Below are 18,851 nucleotides of genomic sequence, written 5' to 3'. Positions count from 1 at the left end.
CCCCTCCTCGCGGAAAGACTGTATTGAATTCGCCGGAAGCTGATGGCAGATCATCCCGCCTTCTTTTCCTGGGCGGTCTTCTTCAGCACCTGCCGGATGAGAGGATAGTAGTAATTCCAATAAAAACTCTGACGGTCGGTATAGTCCGTCGCCACATAGAGTCCCTTCCAGAGCACTGGCAGACCAAAGAAATGCGTCGCACCAAAGGGGCCTTGCAGATCCGAAAAGTCCCCTGAAAAGTAGTATTGGCTGCCCCCGTCCAAGTGCCGAACGACCGCCGCCGGGAAAAACCTGGGCAAACCCATAGCCCGAAGCCGCTGCAGTCCCTTGTTGGTAGGATTGATGTCGTAGTAGGAGATCACCTCATAGTCCCGCTCTATCATCACCACATCAAACCAGTCCGGATACGGAACCACCTCCGGAAGCTTGAATCCGTGCTTGTTAACCTTCTGGGTACGAATCAGCGGCACTTGGTTGCCGTAGTCTTCCTGATAGAGAAAAGCCTCGATCTGGCCGGAGTCCCGGATAAAGATCAGCCCGGGCCCGCGCAGGTTCCAGCGCTCATGCTGTCGCTGATACTGGCGGATCATCCAAGAGGGTATGTCGGTATTGACCAAGGTGTCCAGCTCGTCAAAGTATCGTCCTATCCATCCAGTCCACTTCAGCCCCATCAGGTTTTCAAACTCGTTGCGAATCGCCGTAGGCGTCGGGGACGCGATGGAATTGAACTCCGCTACCAGCACCTTTCCCTCCTCCTCGGCCAGACGAACGAGCTCCAAGTCAGCCTTGTCCATGCCGCCATAGATTTTTTTGCTTCGCTCATCGCGGGTGGAGTCGTCAAAGTCCGCCTCATAGACGCCATAGGTATCTGCAAAGTAGACCAAATCACTGTCCGACACGAGCTTTCTGAGCTCATCCTGAGATCGACCATTCAGGTCTTTGGTCACCCCATAGTCGGCTTTTCCATTGGGAAAAAAACCAAAATAGTCGCGACCGGTGACATAGGTCTCTCCCGTTTTTTTCTTGTACTTCTGATGTTGCAGCGTCCAAAACAGGCCAGCATGCTCTCGATAGCTCTCGTCCCGCACGGTCTTGTCCACGACCAACACTTCCAACTGCTTGGAGGGAATCAGGAGCCAGATCAAGAAACTCAGTAACGGAACTCCCACCACGAGCAACAGAACTGGCCAGAGCCGGTAGAGATATATTTTTAATTCCTCTTTCATGGGATGATCCGCTAGAATCGGTACTCGACGCCCAGCGACAGGTTGATGTTGTTTCTGATGTTGTCTGTGCTCAGCTCATCCCGGCTGTAGCCGGTGAAGCCGTATATCATGAATTTTGGTGAAATCAACTGCTGGTAGCCCAGTCTTGCCCGGTAGGAATTGAGGAGCTGGGACTGGTCGCGGGTTTCCTCATCCGGAGAAACCCCCGTACCCAGCTGGAGGCTGAAGAAGTCCTCGGCGGTCTTGAAATAATATCTGGCGGTAAACTGGGTGGATGTGCTAGTTCCCGCATCGTCGGGAATCACGTTGAGCCGGAGGTTAAGCCACCAGTTGCCCACGTATTTGCCAACAGACCCGGTGATGATATGGGTAGCTGTGGAAAAACCGAGGTAGCGGTAGCCCCCTTCCACTTCCCAGGCATTCTCGAGGTTGTGGTAGTAGGACGCGCCAAAGCGGAATTTTGGAAAGAACCCCGCTCCGGAGCCGCCGAGGTTGATGTAGGCGTAGCCATTTTTGCCGATAGACGGGTAGGCATCCAGCTCGACCAGTGTGCCAAAATCCTCATAGCGCACGGACTGGGTCACGCGGGCGATCAAGGCCCCGGTCAGCTTGGTGCGGGTGCGGCCATACAGTGACCAAGTATGCCAAGGGGCGATCTGACCCTCAAAGGTATCATAGTCATAGGTGGCTCCCACGGCATTGACCATCTTGAGCCGCTCCAGGTTCCTCATGTAGCTGAGCATGCCTTCCTGCTTGAAGCCTTTGTCAAAAAGCGGCTGCACCATGGCATAGGCCTCGTTGTACTCCTCACGATAGTAGAGCAGCCGGGACTGGCGATAGACGATCTCATCCGGTGTGGGCGAACCCAAGTTGGACTTGGCCCGATCCAATATTTCTCCTGCCTTCACGAAGTCGTCCGCCCAAAACAGATTGTCCACATAGGCTACGTAGCCATCGGTATAGTCAGGCGATGCGACGATAGCACGCTCCAGGTAGATGCTGGCGGAGTCGTTTTTCCCCTCCCAAGCGTAGCTGCGCCCCACCAAGATCAGGATATCGGCATAGTTGGGATAGCGCTCCAGCGCTCGGAAAGCAATTTTTCTGCCCTCCTGATACTTGTCGTCAAAGATGAGTGTCCTGGCCTGCACCAACAGCTCATCCGGATCAAATGACTCCTGAGCCCTTGCGGCAAACGACGCAAGCGCGAGGAGGATTCCGCTTAGTACTATCTTTCTGATCATGTGGTGGTTTGTTCTTGGAGGTTTTTCTTGTCTTCGGCTTTTTTGAAACCGGTTCGTATCATGGATCCCCATCCGCCTTTCCCTTTGACAAAGTCGATATGGCCCAGCAGTCCCCAATAGACCACTTTGGGATGGACGATGAAGGGCTCCGTGATGATCATCCAGATCAGCTTTCGCAAATCCTTCTTGTCTTTGTAATGGTTAAAGGCGATCTGCTCGTACAGCACGCTGAAGGATGAAACCAGCAGGGACAGGAGATACATCATCAGCAGCAGGGCTACAAAGTAGATCGTACTGAAATCACCCACTATCAGCAGGATGGTGGTGTACAGTATCCCAGCGGTCTCGATGATGGGCGCGGCCTTTTCGAAAATCGACCAAAACGGATACGACACCATTCCCAAAATCCCGAATTTGGGATTGAGACGTAGCACCTGATGGAGCTGCAAAGTCTCGATTGTACCCCTCATCCATCGGTTGCGTTGGCGGGAGAGTACCTTTTCGCTTTCAGGCACTTCCGTCCAGCAGAGCGGATCCGGCACAAAACCAACCTTGTGGGGGATCTTCTGCTCGTCCATGTAGCGTCGCATGCGGACGACCAGCTCCATGTCCTCCCCAACCGTCTTTGGGAAATACCCGCCCACGGCTCTGACGAGGTCTTTTCTGAAAAATCCAAAGGCCCCCGAAATCAGCATCAGGCCGTTGATCCTCGCCCAAGCCATCCTTCCCATCAGGAAAGCGCGGAAATACTCGATGACCTGGAATCTCCCCAAGGTGGTCTCGGGAATCCTGTACTTGGTCACGGTGCCGTCCTGCACGTCGCAGTTGTTTGCGATGCCGATCACCCCACCCACGGCAATGACCTTTTTGTTGGTCTCCTCCATGAAGGGGCGCACCATGCGAGAGATCGACTCGCTGGACAGGATGCAGTCCACGTCTATGCAGGCCAAAAGCTCCAGACTGGCGATGTTGATACCGGTATTGAGCGCGTCGGCTTTGCCCCCGTTTTCCTTGTCGATCACCGTCAGGCGTCGGTAGGACATGTTTTTGGACCGATAGATACCCCGCACAGGCTTGGTCTCGATCTCCGGATGGTAGACGTAGTTGGTCTTTTCGAGCTCAAAGGAGCGGATCAGCTTTTCCAGCGTGTCGTCTTTGGATCCGTCGTTGATCAGGATCACCTCAAACTTGCCGTAGTGAAGGGAGAGCAAACTTTGGGCGTTTTGGACGATGCTTTGGCCCTCGTTGAATGCGGGAGCCAAGATCGAGACGCCCGGCGCGATCGGCGACGTGATGATGTCCCCATAGTCGGCGAAGCGGTTTTTGCGCAGAAAATCCCTCATCTCCAAGCCACTCAGTGCCATCAAGATGAAGTAAAAAACGATCACCGAAAAGCTCAGCACCAAAAAGAGCAACCCGAAAATCTCCAAAATCAAGAAAAAAAGGAAACTATACATTTTGCAGCATCGGGTCTAGAATGTGGTCGCGGATATCCTGTAGCTCAGGATGGCTGTCGCTGGAAGTAAACTCGGCAAATCTCGCCGCATCCAGCCCGTAGAGGCCTTTGAGGTAGGCAAGCTTGTTCCGGAAAACAGTCTCTGACTGTACCAGCTCGAGCAGGATCTCGGCAGATTCTGCGTCACCGACCACGGCAGCGGCCTTCGCCGCTGCCAGGGACAGGCTGGGATTTTCGGAGCGCAGGCACTCATTGACAAAGGCCGACTCCATGTAGGCCCCCAGCGCGGCATAGGTCTCAAGGATTTCGATTTTCTCCTCATCAGACACCCCGCCGGCCAGTGCCGACAGCTTCTCGATCATATCCACCCTGCCGAGAATCCGGACGAGCTTGATGCCAAACAGACGAATGCTCCTGTTTTTTGAGTCAAACAGAATCCCCAGCTTAAGGTCTTTTTGCGGGCTCACAAAGCGGATAATCCTCAGGTAGTTCATCTGCTGCCAATGCGACAGCGGATAGGTCTGGTCTCTGAGGAAGACCAAATCCACCTTTTCCGACAGGTTGAGCAAAGTGGAAACCGCCATCGAGCGGACATGGAAATTCTTGGAATTGGTAAACTTCTTCACCTCAGGAAGCGCTTCCACCAGATCCATTTCGTTGATCTGCACCAGAGCCATCGTCGCCATATCCCAGTTTTTGTGGTGGAGCATTTTGACGGAAAGCTTGTCAAGGCCGAGCTTCTTGTACAGCGCCTTGAGCTTTTCCTTGAAGTCCCCCTTCATCTTTTTGTTTAGCCCGATGATGCTGTCGATCAGCTCGTGCTGGTACAGCGGCTTGGCCATCAGGTTTTTTGGGAAAAAGGAATCCAGCTCAGACTGGTCCATGGCCTGGATTTCCCCGAGATCCTTTTCAAAAAGCAAAGTAGTCAGCGGATCGACGATCAGCCTGCTGTATTCCTTTTGGAGATTCTCCCGTTTGTTTTTCCCGGCCTTCATGATGAGCATGCTCGTGATCATGATGATCGCCACCAAAAAGAAGAACACAATCGTCAGCGTCACGCCAAACAAGCGATAGTCGGAGACGAATTTCAGCCTGAACTTCTCCACCGGAGCGTAGCGCGTGTTGGAAGCCAAAGCCACCAGGTCCTCTACCTCGTCCTCCGGGCCGGTCTTGACCAGGTAGTCCCCGCTTCGGATCCGGCCCGCCACAAACTCCCTGGCCGCCGCCGCCGAGGCAGGCTCGGACAGCACCATGTAGTCCAGTCGGTAGGGGACACTATCCGACAGGAGCAAGCCTTCCAGCTCCGCTGCCTGTAGAAAGTCGATATATATAGGAGAAAGATAGCCCGAATCCACCTGCGCAAATCCATAGGCAGAGTCCGGCGTGTTCAGGTCAAGGGTACGGGTGCCTGCCACGAAAAACCTGGCACCAAGGCCGGGCACTTCTTTTTGAAGAACAAGGAAATCCCTAAATCCCGCCGAATCCTCAGGGATGGTGTCCTGTAGCGCCGATGCAAAGCCCGGCAGGAAAAACAGCAAACTGATGACTATCCGGCATAGAGATTTCGCCATACGCGTTATTTGAGGATCCTTTTCACTCTGATCGCCAGTTCGTTGGGATTGAATGGCTTGGGCACAAAGTCGGCCACGCCCAGATTGAACGCCTCCAGCACGACCTGCTCCTCCTCGCCGAGCGAACTCAGCACGATGATCGGCGTGTCGGGTTGGGATTGTTTGGCGTGGTGTATGATTTCGATGCCGCTGCGAAAGGGCATCATCACGTCGGTAATGATCAAATCTGGTATTAGCGCATCGATGGCCAGTATGCCCTCGTTGCCGTCCGCGACCAAGTGTGTTTCATACCCATCCTTCTTCAATCTGAACTGTACCAAACTGGAAATTAGCTTATCGTCTTCGATAATCAGAATTTTTTTCATAATCGGCGCGGGTGATGCGGACTTAAAGATAGCATCAAAGTGCAAAATGTAAACGCACGCCACCGTTCATAATAGCCCCTTTCGCCTACACTTGTAAATCAAATGCACTAAAAAGCATTTGGATATCCGCCACCTACCACTGGTCAAAAAAATAGTTTCGGAAAAATAAATCCCTCGCCTCGATGGACGGCGTTTTAGTAGCTTGCTTCATGAAGAACAACCACCAATAGAATGAAAAAACAAATTCTGAAAGCAGGAGTGGCCGGTTTGCTGTTGACTGGAATTCTCTCGCATGCGGGATGGGCACAGAGTGACCCGACCGGCAAGCGGAGGGTGACGGAGACCTTCGCAATCACCAATGCCACCATTTTTGCGTCTCCCGGCCAGCAGGCTACCAAAGGCAGCGTGCTCTTTAGGGATGGCGTGATCCTGGGCATAGGTGCCAACCTTTCCCTTCCCAAGGAAGCGCAGGTGATTCCAGGCGATTCGCTCTTTATCTACCCAGGCTTCATCGACGGCGCCGGAATGGCCGGAGTCACCAAACCCAAAGATCCGGAAAGGCCCAAGGACTTTGTTTCCTCAGCTCCCCCGGACGAGATCGCCGGGATCACCCCTTGGAGATCCGTTTCCGACCAGTTTTCCCTTTCTGCCAGCCAAGTGGAAGACCTGAGAAAGGCCGGCTTTACCATGGCGCAGGTTCTTCCCGACGGGGGCATGATCCCCGGCAAGGCGTCCATCATGGTCTTGGGAAGCTCCGGCGCAGTCAATGTGCTGGTGGAAAACAGCGCCCTGGCCGCCAATTTCCGCGGTTCCAGAGGCATGTATCCTGCGACCGCCGTAGGCGTCATGGCCAAGTTTCGCGACGTGTACCAAAATACCACGCTGGCCCTGAACCATTCCAAACTCTATGCTTCCAACGGGGGCGTGAGCAGACCTGAGGTCACCCCTACCCAAGCGGCCATGGCTGCCGTGGTACAAAAGCAAATTCCCGTCATCTTCACGGCTGCCTCAGATCTGGAGATCCGCAGAGCCATTTCCCTACAAAAGGAACTGGGCTTCAAGCTGATCCTCACCGGACTGGAATACTACGAGCCGGTGATCGACCTCATCAAAAGCTCCGGCACCCCAGTACTCGTCAAGCTGGAGATCCCAGACGACAAAGCCATCAAAGCCAACAAGGCGGAAAATGCCACAGAGGCTACCAAGGCCCAATACGAGCGGGTAAAAGAAGCCTATGACAAGGCGCTCAAGCAGGCCGCACAGTTGGAAAAGGCAGGAATCCCCTTTGCCTTCTCCACCATGGACACCAAGCCATCCGACGCACTGAAGGCGGTACAATCCATGGTCAAAAATGGCCTCAGTGAGAAAGCCGCATTGGCAGCCCTGACTACCAACCCCGCACAAATCCTCGGGATCAGCCGGGTGGCAGGGACCATCGAAAAAGGCAAAATGGCCAACCTGGTCATCAGCAACGACTCCATCTTCAAAGAGTCCGCGCAGATCAAGCATGTGGTGGCTGACGGCTACGTCTTTGACTATGAAGTGAAGAAAAAGGCGGCCAAGGAAAACGGCAAATCCGAAAACGGAGCCGTCAAAATAGAAGGCGTCTGGGAATACACCGCCGAGACTCCCGCAGGAAGCAATGGCGGTGAAATCACCTTCACCAAGGAAGGGGCCGACTACTCCGGCACCATCACCCTCGACGATCCATCCGGCAGTGGCAAGATCAACACCCCGATCCGCAATGTGTCGCTCGATGGGAAAACCGTCACCTTCGAATTTGACGTCAATGCGGGAGGCAACACGCTCGTCGTCAGCATCTCCGGAGAGATCTCCGGCAACAGCATGGAAGGCACGATGTCCGTCGCCCAGTTCGGCTCTTTCCCAGTGAAGGCCACTCTCGTCACTCCTAGCCAAACCCACTAAAAACATGAAAAAGCTCAATTTTATACTTGCTGCTTTGTTGGGAATGGGATTGAATTATTCCCAAGCACAAACGCCCAAGGGCAACCTTCTGATAAAAAACGCCACCGTATTGACGGTGACCAAAGGCAACCTGGAAAACACCGATGTCCTCGTGCAGGACGGCCTGATCAAGCAGGTGGGAAAAAACCTCTCGGCTCCATCCGGTGTAGAGACCGTCGATGCCAGCGGCAAATACCTCATGCCGGGCATCATCGATGCCCACTCCCACGTCGCCCTTGACGTGGTCAACGAGGCCTCTGCCCCCATCGTGGCCGAGGTACGGATGAAAGACATGGTCAATCCCTACGAGATCGGCCTCTATCGCGCCCTTGCCGGCGGGGTGACCATCTCCCACGCCATGCACGGCTCCGCCAACGTGGTGGGCGGCCAAAATGCCACCCTCAAGCATCGCTGGGGATCTGACGACCCGGCGGACATCATCATGCAGGACGCTCCCCGCACGATCAAGTTTGCTTTGGGAGAAAACCCCACCCGTGTACACGGCCGCGGCAACAACATCCAGCCCCGCACCCGTATGGGCGTGGAAGCTATCCTGCGAAACGGATTCAACGAAGCCCTGCAGTATAAGAAAGGCTGGGAAACCTACAACGCCGCCAAAGGCCAAAAAGGCAACACCTTGGCGCCACCGGTATTCAATGACCGTCTCCAGACTTTGGCCGATATCCTGGATGGCAAGATCATCATCCACTGCCACTCCTACCGTGCCGACGAGATCTACATGCTGATCAACGTCGCCAAGGATTTTGGCATCACCAAACTGGTCTTTCAGCATACCAACGAGGGCTTCAAAGTAGCTCCCGAGATCGCCGAATACACCATGGGTGCTTCCGTCTTTGCGGACTGGTGGGCATACAAAATGGAAGTGTACTACTCCACGGCTTTCAACGCGGCTATCCTCCAGCGAAACGGCGTGATCACGTCTATCAACTCCGACTCTGCGGAGCTGATCCGTCACCTGTATCATGAGGCGGCGAAGACCCAGCGCTACGGCGGACTGAGCGACGACGAGGCCCTGGCCATGATCACCATCAACCCAGCCAAGCAATTGGGCATCGCGGACAAAGTGGGATCGATCGAGGTCGGCAAGCAGGCAGATTTGGTCATTTTCGAAGGCCATCCGCTCTCCTCCTACGCCGTGCCGCAAATGACCTTCGTGGACGGAGTGAAGTATTTCGACATCAAAAGCGACTCCGATGACCAGCGCCAGCTCGTAAGTGCCACTGAGATGGTCGAGCCCGTCTACCTGCACGCTGAGGAAGACCATCAGTGTCTCCAAGGCGTGGAAGAGTACTTCCACGCGTTCATGGGTACATTCATGCAGGATCATACACACTAATCACCCCGAAAATTCAAGCTTATCATGAACAGAATTTTAAAAACCTTTTGCGCCTCCCTGCTAGCCCTGCTTCCCTTGGCTGCCATGGCACAGATCGACGGGGAGTTTGTAAAACCTCGCACAGGCAAGTTTCTCCTGCAAAATGCCACCGTGGTGACCGTCACCAAAGGCACGCTTAGCAATACCTCCGTGTTGGTGGAAAATGGCAAGATCGCCCAAGTGGGCACCGGCATCAGCGCCGGCGATGCCGAAGTCATAGACTGCTCCGGCCTCTATATCTATCCCGGCATGATCGATGGCGGTACCCGTTTGGGTTTGGTGGAGGTGAGCTCCGTGGCAGAGACGGTGGACTATGCCGAGATCGGCAACGTGACCCCAAACATGCAGGCCCTCACCACGGTCAACCCCAACGCCGAAGCAATCGGAGTCACCCGCGTATCGGGCGTGACTACGGTGCTCACCGTGCCTACGGGAGGGCTTTTCCCAGGCACCGCCGCCCTCATCAACCTCAACGGCTACACGCCAGACCAGATGTATGGAGGATTCAAGGCGATCGTGATGAACTTCCCGAGCTCTGGACGTAGAGGCAGATTTGACCGCAGGTCTGACGAGGATATCAAGAAAGACTCCGAAAAAGCCCTCAAAGAGGCCAACGACATCTGGGACAACGCCAAGAACTACCTGAAGCTGAAAAACGCAGGAGCCGAGCTCCAGTACTATCCAGAGATGGACCAGCTGTCCAAGGCTGTTTCCGGCGAACTTCCCCTGCTCATCGTGGTGGATGCCGCGTCCGACATCCAGAGTGCCATCAAGTGGGTCGAAGGCAAAGATGCCAAGGTCATCTTCTCGGGAGTCGCCGAAGGCTGGAGAGTGGCTGACGAAATCGCCAAAGCGGGCATTCCGGTCATCACCGGCCCGGTGCAGGAGCTGCCTACCCGCCAGTCAGACCGCTACGACGCCGCCTATGCCAACGCTGGCAAAATGGCCAAAGCCGGCGTGAAAGTGGCCCTCCGCACCGACGAGGAGGAAAACGTCCGCAACCTGCCTTTCCATGCCGCTTTCGCAGCGGCCTACGGACTGGGCAAGGAGGAAGCGCTCAAAGCCATCACCATCCACCCTGCCGAGATCTTTGGCATCGCCGATCAATATGGCTCCGTGGAAGCCGGCAAGCGCGCCAACCTGGTCATCTCCACCGGAGATCCCCTGGAGACCAAGTCGCAGATCATGCACGTCTTCATCGACGGCTATCGCATCCCCATGTCCAACAGACATATCCGACTCTACCAGGAATTTCTCGAGAGATCCCCTGGCTTGAAAGTCAACTAAGCCAAAACGGCCATGGAAGCGATTCTGTGGCCGTTTTATTTGGTATTCGAAATTTGAAATTTGAAATTCGATATTCGATGTTCACCTGGAAATGCGGCGCACTTTTCCACTTTCTAACCTTCCCACTTTACAACATTCCATGAAAAAACACCTACTCACCCTTACCACCGCTTCCCTCCTTTCCCTGGGGGCTTTGGCACAGCAGGACGGCTTTTTGCCTTCCCAGTTGCCTGGGCAAAAAAAGTTCGAGGCGGATTTTCTCAAAGCCGTGGACTACAGCCGCTTCAAAGTCCACCTGCAGGAGCTCACCAAAGATCCCCACATCGCCGGCACACCGGAAAACGAGCTGGTCAAAGACTACATGGTCAAGATCATGTCCGACGCGGGAATGAACGTGAAAGTCTGGCCCTACGACGTCTATCTGCCAAACAACCCCGGCAAATCCGAGCTGCAGCTCATCTCCCCGGTGGCGATGACCCTTTCGCAGAAGGAAGGCGAAATCGCCGAAGATCCCTTTTCCAACGATCCCCGACTCCACCTCGGCTTCAATGCTTTCTCCGGCAGCGGTGACGTGACCGCCGACGTGGTCTATGTGAACTACGGCACCCGGGAGGACTTCGAAAAGCTCGCCGAAATGGGCGTGGAGCTTAAAGGCAAAATCGCCGTCGCACGGTATGGCGGCAACTTCCGGGGCTACAAGGCCAAATACGCCGAGCAATACGGCATGGTCGGCCTCGTGGTCTATACCGATCCCAAGGACTCCGGCTTCACCCGCGGAGAGGTATATCCCAAAGGCCCTTTCTTCAACGAAACCACCATCCAGCGCGGATCCATGCTCACGCTGGACTACACCGGCGACCCATTGACGCCTAACGTACCGGCACTTCCATTGGACGGCAGCAAGAAGGTGAAGCGCCTAGACCCGGCCGAGGTGCCTTTCCACACCATTCCCGTCACCCCGATTGGCTATGGTGCGGCCAAGGAAATCCTCAGCCGCATGAACGGCTCGGAGGTACCGGAGGCTTGGCAGGGCGGTCTGCCTTTCACCTACCGGATTACCGGCGGAGCGGAGTTGAAAGTGCGCGTGATGGTGGATCAGAAGCCTGACTTCATCCGGGCAAACAACGTGGTGGGAACCTTCGAGGGCAGCGAATCGCCCGACGAATGGATCATCATGGGCAGCCACTACGACGCCTGGAGCTTTGGCGCGACCGACCCCAACTCGGGGACAGCCATGCTGCTGACCTTTGCTGAGGCACTCGGCGAGCTCTACAAAAACGGCCAAAAGCCTGCCCGATCCATCCTCATCGGCCACTGGGATGCCGAGGAGCAAGGCGTGATCGGCTCTACCGAGTGGGTGGAGCATCTGAAGAAAGAACTGGGTGCCAAAGCCATCTCTTACATGAACTTTGACGGAGGCGTATCAGGCAGGAATTTTGGCGCATCCGCCGCCCCTACCCTGAAGAAACTCATCATCGACGCATCCAAGGAAGTGACCTATCCAGACTCTGCCAAGACGGTATTTGACGTTTGGGCAGGGCAAAACCCAGAGCCAAGAATCGGAAACCTGGGTGGAGGATCAGACCATATCGCCTTCTACATGCACGTGGGCATTCCCTCACTGAGCGGCGGCTCCGGCGGCACCAGCGCCTACCACTCCAACTACGACAACTTCCATTTCTACTCCAAGTTTTCCGACCCGAGCTTCAAGATGGGCGGGGCTGTGGCGCAGTTGTTTGGCTTGGTGGCCATCCGCCAGGCCAACGCGGCCGTGATTCCCTACGACGTCTCCCGCTATGCCTACGACCTTACCGGGCATTTTGAGCAGGCGGTGAAAAATGTGAAAACCATAGACCCCAACTTCCAGGGCTTTGATCAGGCCCATGAAGCGCTCCTGGAACTGGAAATCATCTCCGACCGCTACAAGACGGCTTTGGAAGAAGCATTGGCGGAAGAGACGCTTGACACCAAAACCTTGGAGAAAATCAACGCCGGGCTGATCGGGCTGGAGAAAAGCTGGATAGATCCCAAGGGCATGTACTACGGAGAATGGTACAAGTCCCTCTATGTCTGCAATGATCCTTTCTCTGGCTATGCTTCCTGGATTCTTCCGGGCATACAGTATGAAGTCGCCATCCGCAACACCTCCCGCCTGGAGGAATGGGACACTCGCTACGCAAAAGCTATCCAGGATCTTAGCAAAAAGATCGAGAAGCTGACCAAGATTTTGAAGGGGTAATTCTGATTTCTGATTATCCGGAATGTTGCCAGTGAGCGAATTTGCTTCTTCAATCGGGCTGGAAGACCGATGACCGAAGACCGAAGTAGGGCAAAGCCCCAATTTAAGCGTTCTTTCGGACTGTCACTGCTGCTTACTGGCAAGATGCGGATAACCCTGTTCTGATCATAGCATGCATTTCTATAGCCCACGTTTCACATCGTGGGCTATTTTTTTCCCCTTTCCGACGAATGAATTGCCCTCCTCCGCATAAAACTTCGGACTTTGGCTGGGCCGGATTCCCGCTTAGGAAATCAAAGTTTGGAACTTCGCTACCCTGCGGATCCCAAAGGGATCACATGCCTAAAGAAACACAAAAAGCCAACAAGCCGCGACCCAACCGGCTCGTATCATTCGCCTTTCTCCACGTGCAATAAATCTTTGACCCATTCTGGGTCATATTTCCCGCTGGTTGATCTCTCATGAAAAAAAAATAGAACCAACCTTAATTCCCAGTGCCCGATTCGATCCGAATCACCTTGTAGATCGCTTCTCCGTCGATGCTCAATCCCTCAATCCGAAGCTCCACCTCATTGACTCCGAAAGGCACTTTAATCCGCGCCTTGAATACTCCCTCCTGTGTCCTTGCCAGAGGGTCCCAATAGAGCGTGGACTTTTTCCTTAAAAATTCATCTGCCGGAGGGTGGTTGGGAAAATCAGGGAATGGGGTAAATCCCCGGATAGGGAAGATCTGAAAGCCGTCGGAATTGAATTTTCTGGCTTCGGCTGCACCGGTCCTTGATCCGTTTTTCGTCTCGATCATCATCACCCCGGCAAAGCCCGCCATCCCAAAGACCACATTGCTGATGTTGTCGTTGTACACCTTGATGGACTTCAGCTGGGAGGGCTCGAAACCCAAAAGGATTTCGCGAAATTCGTCCTTTTCGAGATAGGGCCTGGCCACCCCGTCGATGATGAGCTGTGGCGACCCCGTCTCCTCCCCATAGGTATAGTTCCTGAATTTCAGCGTGTTGATATTGAACCGCAGCAAGCCCAAGATCTCCGCCATCGTCATTTTCTCCAGCTCGTTTGGCCCGACTTCCTGATTGGGCTCTCCATAGCCATAGTTTCGCTCCGCAGTACTTTCCGCCACGGTAAGATCCTCCTTGACAAACTCCTCCAAAAGGACGTAGTCGTCGGCGACGTCCATAGCGAATTCATCTTCAGCAGAAAAGTGGCTGATCTGGTAGTCGAGCTTGGGAAAGGAACCCCGAAACCCCGGCCGCTGAAACCTGTGCAGCTCCACGCTTCCAAAGGGCCTCAGTTTCTCGTCCAGCGCCGCCACAGCGATCTGGGCTGTATCCCGATACTGCAGGCCTGTCGCCCAAAATAGCCCCGAGGAATCCGAAAAGACCGTCCCATAGTCCTCCATATCGCCCTTGACCAGGGTGATCCGATTGGCGGCGGAGGCACGCTTCCTGTCCGGCACAAACCGCCCCTCGACAGAGATCCCATACTCGATAGGATGGGACATTTCGCTGTCAAAGGTCTCCGGGAGGCTGTAGTCCACCCAAGCGAATTCCTTTTCCAAGCCAAAAGAATCCGAAAGCTCCAGCGGCACCTTTCCCTCCACGGCGGTCAGGACAAACTCTGCGTCCAGGGGATTTTGGTATGCATCCCAAAAGGAAAGCTCCAACTCCACCACGCGGTAGTAGACCGAATCGGCCCACCTCGCCTCGTGGCGGACGTCGACTTCCCCAAAATACGTATCCGTCTCACTTTCCCTCTGTACGGGAAAAGTACCCACCTCCAAAACCGGAATGGGCAGCTGGAAAATATCCCGGTCGGGGAAATTCATGTTCCAGCGCGTGTAAGCGCGCAAAAGATAGTCTCCCGGAGGAATGTCCCCGTCCAAGACCATACCTCCCGAGACCCTCCCACCCTCGATGGGAAAGGTCTCCTCCCGCACTTTTTCAAATTTGGAGTTGACCAAGTCCACGTACAGTACGCGGCTCAGGCTGTCAGCTTTGATGGGATTTTGATAGAGCATCCTTCCTCCCAGCCACAGCGTCTCGCCCGGGTAGAAATACGGTTTGTTGGTGGTCAGCCATGCCTTTTCCCGCAGGGCATTGAGCTCGATGTAGCGGGATTGGAAAACCTCCAGCTCCTCGGCCAGGCCCGAAAAGTTCTCATTGGGCACAAAGTCCAAGGGCAGGGAACGGGCCAGTCGCTGGCGTCCGATATAGCCGGACAGCACGAGCTGGGTCGGGTTGATCAGCGTACCGTTGCGGTCCACGTCGAAATAGCCGGAAGGCGCATCCATCCAAGAGATCGCATGGTAATAGTTGGTGTAGTAGTCGTTGGGCCAAGGCTTGGTGCGGTGGTGTATCTCTATCCTGCCGGGCAGGAAAATCCTATAAGTCCCGTTGCCGAGTGGCTTGTTGTAGAGGGCATTGATAGAAAGGGGGACGATGGATTTGTTCATCTCCTCCGTCAGGTCGTTGGTCCGGTTTCTCAGAGCCGATTCCGGCTGGTTGTGGTACAGATCAAATCCCTGTACGCCCGAATTCCTCAGCAGCAGGGACAAGGCCAGGTGCCTGATTGAATTCCTGTAGTTCAACTCCCGGTTGTCCTTCCAATCTTTTTGATTCAATGAGTCTTCCGCTTGCAGCTCCCTATAAAATGCCTGCCCGTAAAATCGCGAGGCATTTCTGAGCATTCGAAAGTCCTGCAGGTAATAGTCGATTTCGTAGCCCAGTGCCTGGTTGACCACCCTAAGGGGAAGATCCGCGCTGGCCTTGGTATAGTTAAACCCCTTCTCGCTTTTGACGTTTTCGAAGTCCAGCACCCAGGGGTTCTCTATCGTGATGTCCCTGCCGTAGGGATCATCCGGCACGGCCAAAAACACCTCCCTAAAGCGCTTGTAGTTTCGTTCCCAGTTTTTGTCCCTGCGGGATTTCAGCTCTACCTCGGAAAGGTTGCCTTCCAAAAGCTCCAACTCGAAGTGCTGAAAAACCGCCTGGCGTCCCTTGCGCACGATGGTCTGGGAGACGGTCTTGTAGCCTACGAAGGAAGCCACCAGCTCAAACTCCTCCGGAATCTGGCCCCGGATCACAAAGTTTCCCTCCGCATCGGTAGCCGCGCCCAGGGTAGAGTTGTTGACAAAAACGTTGGCAAAAGGCAGGGGCAGTCCGGAGCCCTTTTCCTTCACCACCCCGGTGATTGTTTGGCTATATGCCAGCTGGGCAATCAGAAAAGTAAACGCAAAGAGGAGCTTGCGCATAGGGCTTGGATTGGGTTTGACATGCTAATCAGCAGGAAACTAACGATTTTTTTCAACTTCTCACGGCAAGGCGGCTTGGGTCCTTTTGCCGTTCACTCTGCCTGCCTTGGTGTACGCTATCGATACAGGTACGATAGCAGACCCGGCCCTTTGGAGTCGCCAGGCCGGATTTACCCGCTTGGAACGGCTTTTGAGTTTTGCAGGGAAAACCACTACGACATGCTGACCTTCATCCTCTGGTGCATCCTTTTCGTCCTTTGCTGGCCCATTGCCATCATCGCCCTTTTCCTCTATCCCATCGTATGGCTGCTTCTGCTGCCTTTCCGGCTCTTGGGCTTTGCCGTAGAGCTAAGCTTTGACCTGGTCAGGAACATCTTCATGCTGCCCTTCCGGATTTTGGGAGCGAGATAAGCGCGCCTTGGACTGACGAGCGGAGTCAGCTTTCCCCGCGAATAAAAAGACTGTCCGCCAGTCCCAAAACCTCCAGGAAGGGCCATCCCAGACCCTTTTTGGCCCTGCGCTGAGGAATCCTTGGCTGATAAAAGTCATGAAATCTCCTCGCTAGTTTGGATAGATTGCGGTGAACCAATTTTGATTTTTCAACGGTACACCATGACATCCACACCCAAAGACACTGGCGCCATCAGTCCCGAAGACTGGGAAAATGCCTGGCAGGCGCACTGGGAAAAAGCCCAAATGAACTATGAATTGCCTACCGAAGTCGAAGCGGTAGTGCCCGAAGAGCGAGACTTTCTACAGCACTCCCGATCATACGAAAAGGAAATGGAAAGGCTGGAAAAGGTCCAGGTGGAGTTTGCCTCCGCGATCAAAAAGATGCAGCACATCGGCCCTGCCGTCACCATCTTCGGCTCGGCGAGGTTTAAGCCCGGCGAGCCCTTCTATGAGTTGTCCCGGGAAACGGGAGGCGCTTTTGCCAAGGCCGGATTCTCGGTGCTCACGGGCGGCGGGCCGGGCGCCATGGAAGCTGCCAACCGGGGCGCTTTCGAGGCAGGCGGCAAATCCTACGGACTCAACATCATCCTGCCCCATGAGCAAGCCCCCAATCCCTACGTGGACGACACGATCAATTTCGACTACTTTTTTGTGAGAAAAACCATGCTGGTGAAGTATAGCTGCGCCTACATCGTCATGCCAGGCGGACTGGGCACGCTCGACGAGCTCTTTGAGGCCGCCACGCTCATCCAGTGCAAAAAGATCGGCCCCTTCCCCCTGATCCTGGTCGGGAGGGAGTTTTGGAAAGGCCTGCGGGACTACATCAGCTACTTGGCGGACAAGGGGGTATTTACCCCAGAGGAGATCGGCTTTTCCAAGATCGTCGACACGCCCGAAGAAGCCGTGGAGCTGGTGGTCAAAAGTCTCCCCAAAGACATGCGGCTGATCCTTGACCACGAAAAATCCCTTTTGAAACCTAGACCCTCGACGCAATGAAAATCAAACTTTTTGGCGCAGCCAGTGGAGAAGTCACCGGCTCCTGCTACCTGGTCAAAACCCAAAAATCCGCAATTCTGGTAGACTGCGGCATGTTTCAGGGAGGCAGGGATTCCGAGTCCAAAAACCTTTTGCCTCCGGGAGCCAGGCCTGGGGAGGTACAGGCGGTGCTTTTGACCCATGGTCACCTAGACCACAGCGGGCGCATCCCCCTCCTCATCAAGCATGGCTTCGCCGGGCCCATCTACAGCACCGGACCAACCCTGGAGCTGAGCCAGATCATCTTGGAGGATTCCGCCCGCCTGCAGGATGCCGATGCCGAGCGCCAAAACCGAAAATACTGGAAGCCCGGAGAGCCCCTGGCAGAACCCCTGTACGAGCCAGAGCACGTAGAGGCCATGAAGGCGCTCAACCGGCCCATTGACTTTGACCAGCCGGTGGCGATCACCGAAGACATCACGGCACGCTGGGTCATCGCAGGACACATGCTGGGCTCTGGCTGCATCGAGCTGACCGTGACGGAGGATGGGAAAAAGAAAGTTGTCGCATTCTCCGGGGACTTGGGGCCGCTCTCGCTCCCCCTGCTGCGGCCTTTTGAGCATTTCCAGTCGGCCGATATGGTCTTCATGGAGTCTACCTACGGGGATCGCGACCACAAGTCCTATGAGGAGACGGTCGAGGACTTTTTCACCATCGTGAAGGAAGTGAGCAAAGTCGGCGGCAAGATCCTCATTCCCACGTTTGCCATCGGCCGCGCCCAGCAGCTGCTCTACCACATGGCCGAGCTGTACAATACCAAGACGATAGCCCCTTTCCCCGTCTACCTGGACAGTCCCATGGCGATCCGGGCTACGGAGATCTATCGAAACCACCAGGACCTCTTGGATGAGGAGTTTCAGCTTTTGAAAAAGAAAGGCGCTTTCCCCGTGGACGAGCGGTATTTCATCCCCAGCCCCAGCTCCGAGCAGTCCAAAAGCCTCAACGAGGTGCCTGGCCCCTGCATGATCTTGGCCGGTGCCGGCATGTGCAACGGCGGGCGCATCCTCCACCACCTCCGGCACAATCTCCGCGATCCCAACACCCATGTGGTCATCGTCGGATTCCAGGCACATGGCTCTTTGGGTCGAAAGCTGGTGGAAAAGCACCCTGTCGTGCGGATATTCGGAGAAGAGATCCCCGTGAGGGCCAAAGTACATACGCTCAACGGCTTCAGCGCCCACGCCGGGCAATCGGAGCTGCTGCAGTGGTTTTCCTACCTGGCACCCAGCAAGCCCCGGCTCGCGCTGGTGCACGGGGAAGACCGGGCCAGAAGTGCCCTTGCCGGACTGATCGAGGAGAAATTTGGCATACGGCCCGAGCTGCCCGAAATAGGAGACGAAATTGAAATCTAACTT

General features: G+C 54.9%; 13 protein-coding genes. 7 read left to right on the top strand and 6 right to left on the bottom strand.

Annotated features, from left to right (window positions below; all coding sequences use genetic code 11):
* Positions 1-50 precede the first annotated feature (50 nt).
* The 5 genes from J0A68_RS06705 to J0A68_RS06685 are packed head-to-tail and all read right to left on the bottom strand — an operon-like array spanning position 51 to position 5,859.
* Positions 51-1,226, bottom strand: coding sequence for a hypothetical protein (locus tag J0A68_RS06705; RefSeq protein ID WP_206577416.1), 1,176 nt, complete (start codon positions 1,224-1,226; stop codon positions 51-53).
* Between the two features lie 11 nt (positions 1,227-1,237).
* Entirely contained in the window at positions 1,238-2,467 is a 1,230-nt protein-coding gene (locus tag J0A68_RS06700; protein WP_206577415.1) for a YaiO family outer membrane beta-barrel protein, read from the bottom strand.
* A complete protein-coding gene (locus tag J0A68_RS06695; protein WP_206577414.1) occupies positions 2,464-3,924 on the bottom strand; it encodes a glycosyltransferase family 2 protein in 1,461 nt (486 codons plus the stop codon). The genes J0A68_RS06700 and J0A68_RS06695 overlap by 4 nt, the downstream gene beginning before the upstream one ends.
* Positions 3,917-5,494 carry a hypothetical protein gene (locus tag J0A68_RS06690; RefSeq protein WP_206577413.1) on the bottom strand — a complete coding sequence of 526 codons (1,578 nt, stop codon included), beginning with the start codon at positions 5,492-5,494 and terminating at the stop codon, positions 3,917-3,919. Before J0A68_RS06690 ends, J0A68_RS06695 begins: the two co-directional genes overlap by 8 nt.
* Positions 5,495-5,499: 5 nt before the next feature.
* Positions 5,500-5,859 carry a response regulator transcription factor gene (locus tag J0A68_RS06685; protein ID WP_206577412.1) on the bottom strand — a complete coding sequence of 120 codons (360 nt, stop codon included), beginning with the start codon at positions 5,857-5,859 and terminating at the stop codon, positions 5,500-5,502.
* Positions 5,860-6,090: 231 nt separating this feature from the next.
* On the opposite strand from J0A68_RS06685, the gene J0A68_RS06680 reads away from it, so the two are divergent.
* The 4 genes from J0A68_RS06680 to J0A68_RS06665 all read left to right on the top strand — a co-directional run bounded on the left by J0A68_RS06680 (position 6,091) and on the right by J0A68_RS06665 (position 12,746).
* Positions 6,091-7,785, top strand: coding sequence for an amidohydrolase family protein (locus J0A68_RS06680; protein ID WP_236021380.1), 1,695 nt, complete (start codon positions 6,091-6,093; stop codon positions 7,783-7,785).
* Between the two features lie 4 nt (positions 7,786-7,789).
* Positions 7,790-9,181, top strand: coding sequence for an amidohydrolase family protein (locus J0A68_RS06675; RefSeq protein ID WP_206577411.1), 1,392 nt, complete (start codon positions 7,790-7,792; stop codon positions 9,179-9,181).
* A 24-nt stretch (positions 9,182-9,205) separates the two neighbouring features.
* Complete coding sequence (locus J0A68_RS06670; RefSeq protein WP_206577410.1) at positions 9,206-10,507, top strand: amidohydrolase family protein; 1,302 nt, start codon at positions 9,206-9,208, stop codon at positions 10,505-10,507.
* A 139-nt stretch (positions 10,508-10,646) separates the two neighbouring features.
* Entirely contained in the window at positions 10,647-12,746 is a 2,100-nt protein-coding gene (locus J0A68_RS06665) for a M28 family peptidase (protein WP_206577409.1), read from the top strand.
* A gap of 484 nt (positions 12,747-13,230) precedes the next feature.
* Here J0A68_RS06665 and J0A68_RS06660 read toward each other — a convergent pair whose 3' ends face one another.
* The gene (locus J0A68_RS06660; RefSeq protein ID WP_206577408.1) at positions 13,231-16,008 is read right to left on the bottom strand and encodes a carboxypeptidase-like regulatory domain-containing protein; all 2,778 of its coding nucleotides are present in this window, start codon (positions 16,006-16,008) and stop codon (positions 13,231-13,233) included.
* A 219-nt stretch (positions 16,009-16,227) separates the two neighbouring features.
* Here J0A68_RS06660 and J0A68_RS06655 point away from each other — a divergent pair, with 219 nt between their 5' ends.
* The 3 genes from J0A68_RS06655 to J0A68_RS06645 all read left to right on the top strand — a co-directional run bounded on the left by J0A68_RS06655 (position 16,228) and on the right by J0A68_RS06645 (position 18,848).
* Positions 16,228-16,419 carry a hypothetical protein gene (locus J0A68_RS06655; protein ID WP_206577407.1) on the top strand — a complete coding sequence of 64 codons (192 nt, stop codon included), beginning with the start codon at positions 16,228-16,230 and terminating at the stop codon, positions 16,417-16,419.
* Positions 16,420-16,620: 201 nt separating this feature from the next.
* Entirely contained in the window at positions 16,621-17,457 is an 837-nt protein-coding gene (locus J0A68_RS06650) for an LOG family protein (RefSeq protein WP_206577406.1), read from the top strand.
* Positions 17,454-18,848: an MBL fold metallo-hydrolase RNA specificity domain-containing protein gene (locus J0A68_RS06645; protein WP_206577405.1), complete on the top strand. Its 1,395-nt coding sequence runs from the start codon at positions 17,454-17,456 to the stop codon at positions 18,846-18,848. Before J0A68_RS06650 ends, J0A68_RS06645 begins: the two co-directional genes overlap by 4 nt.
* The last annotated feature ends 3 nt before the right edge of the window (positions 18,849-18,851 follow it).

Origin of the sequence: Algoriphagus oliviformis, assembly GCF_017254915.1 — a bacterium.
GTDB classification, from domain to species: Bacteria; Bacteroidota; Bacteroidia; order Cytophagales; family Cyclobacteriaceae; genus Algoriphagus; species Algoriphagus oliviformis.
The sequence above is the reverse complement of the archived record's forward strand: the minus strand, read 5'-3'. Positions and strand labels throughout refer to the sequence as shown.

What these genes read in the sequence shown, in the direction of transcription:
- J0A68_RS06700 (WP_206577415.1), bottom strand. Translation starts at nt 2,467, where the DNA reads ATGATCAGAAAGATAGTACTAAGCGGAATCCTCCTCGCGCTTGCGTCG.
- J0A68_RS06660 (WP_206577408.1), bottom strand. Translation starts at nt 16,008, where the DNA reads ATGCGCAAGCTCCTCTTTGCGTTTACTTTTCTGATTGCCCAGCTGGCA.
- J0A68_RS06705 (WP_206577416.1), bottom strand. Translation starts at nt 1,226, where the DNA reads ATGAAAGAGGAATTAAAAATATATCTCTACCGGCTCTGGCCAGTTCTG.
- J0A68_RS06685 (WP_206577412.1), bottom strand. Translation starts at nt 5,859, where the DNA reads ATGAAAAAAATTCTGATTATCGAAGACGATAAGCTAATTTCCAGTTTG.
- J0A68_RS06665 (WP_206577409.1), top strand. Translation starts at nt 10,647, where the DNA reads ATGAAAAAACACCTACTCACCCTTACCACCGCTTCCCTCCTTTCCCTG.
- J0A68_RS06680 (WP_236021380.1), top strand. Translation starts at nt 6,091, where the DNA reads ATGAAAAAACAAATTCTGAAAGCAGGAGTGGCCGGTTTGCTGTTGACT.
- J0A68_RS06695 (WP_206577414.1), bottom strand. Translation starts at nt 3,924, where the DNA reads ATGTATAGTTTCCTTTTTTTCTTGATTTTGGAGATTTTCGGGTTGCTC.
- J0A68_RS06645 (WP_206577405.1), top strand. Translation starts at nt 17,454, where the DNA reads ATGAAAATCAAACTTTTTGGCGCAGCCAGTGGAGAAGTCACCGGCTCC.
- J0A68_RS06655 (WP_206577407.1), top strand. Translation starts at nt 16,228, where the DNA reads ATGCTGACCTTCATCCTCTGGTGCATCCTTTTCGTCCTTTGCTGGCCC.
- J0A68_RS06670 (WP_206577410.1), top strand. Translation starts at nt 9,206, where the DNA reads ATGAACAGAATTTTAAAAACCTTTTGCGCCTCCCTGCTAGCCCTGCTT.
- J0A68_RS06675 (WP_206577411.1), top strand. Translation starts at nt 7,790, where the DNA reads ATGAAAAAGCTCAATTTTATACTTGCTGCTTTGTTGGGAATGGGATTG.
- J0A68_RS06650 (WP_206577406.1), top strand. Translation starts at nt 16,621, where the DNA reads ATGACATCCACACCCAAAGACACTGGCGCCATCAGTCCCGAAGACTGG.
- J0A68_RS06690 (WP_206577413.1), bottom strand. Translation starts at nt 5,494, where the DNA reads ATGGCGAAATCTCTATGCCGGATAGTCATCAGTTTGCTGTTTTTCCTG.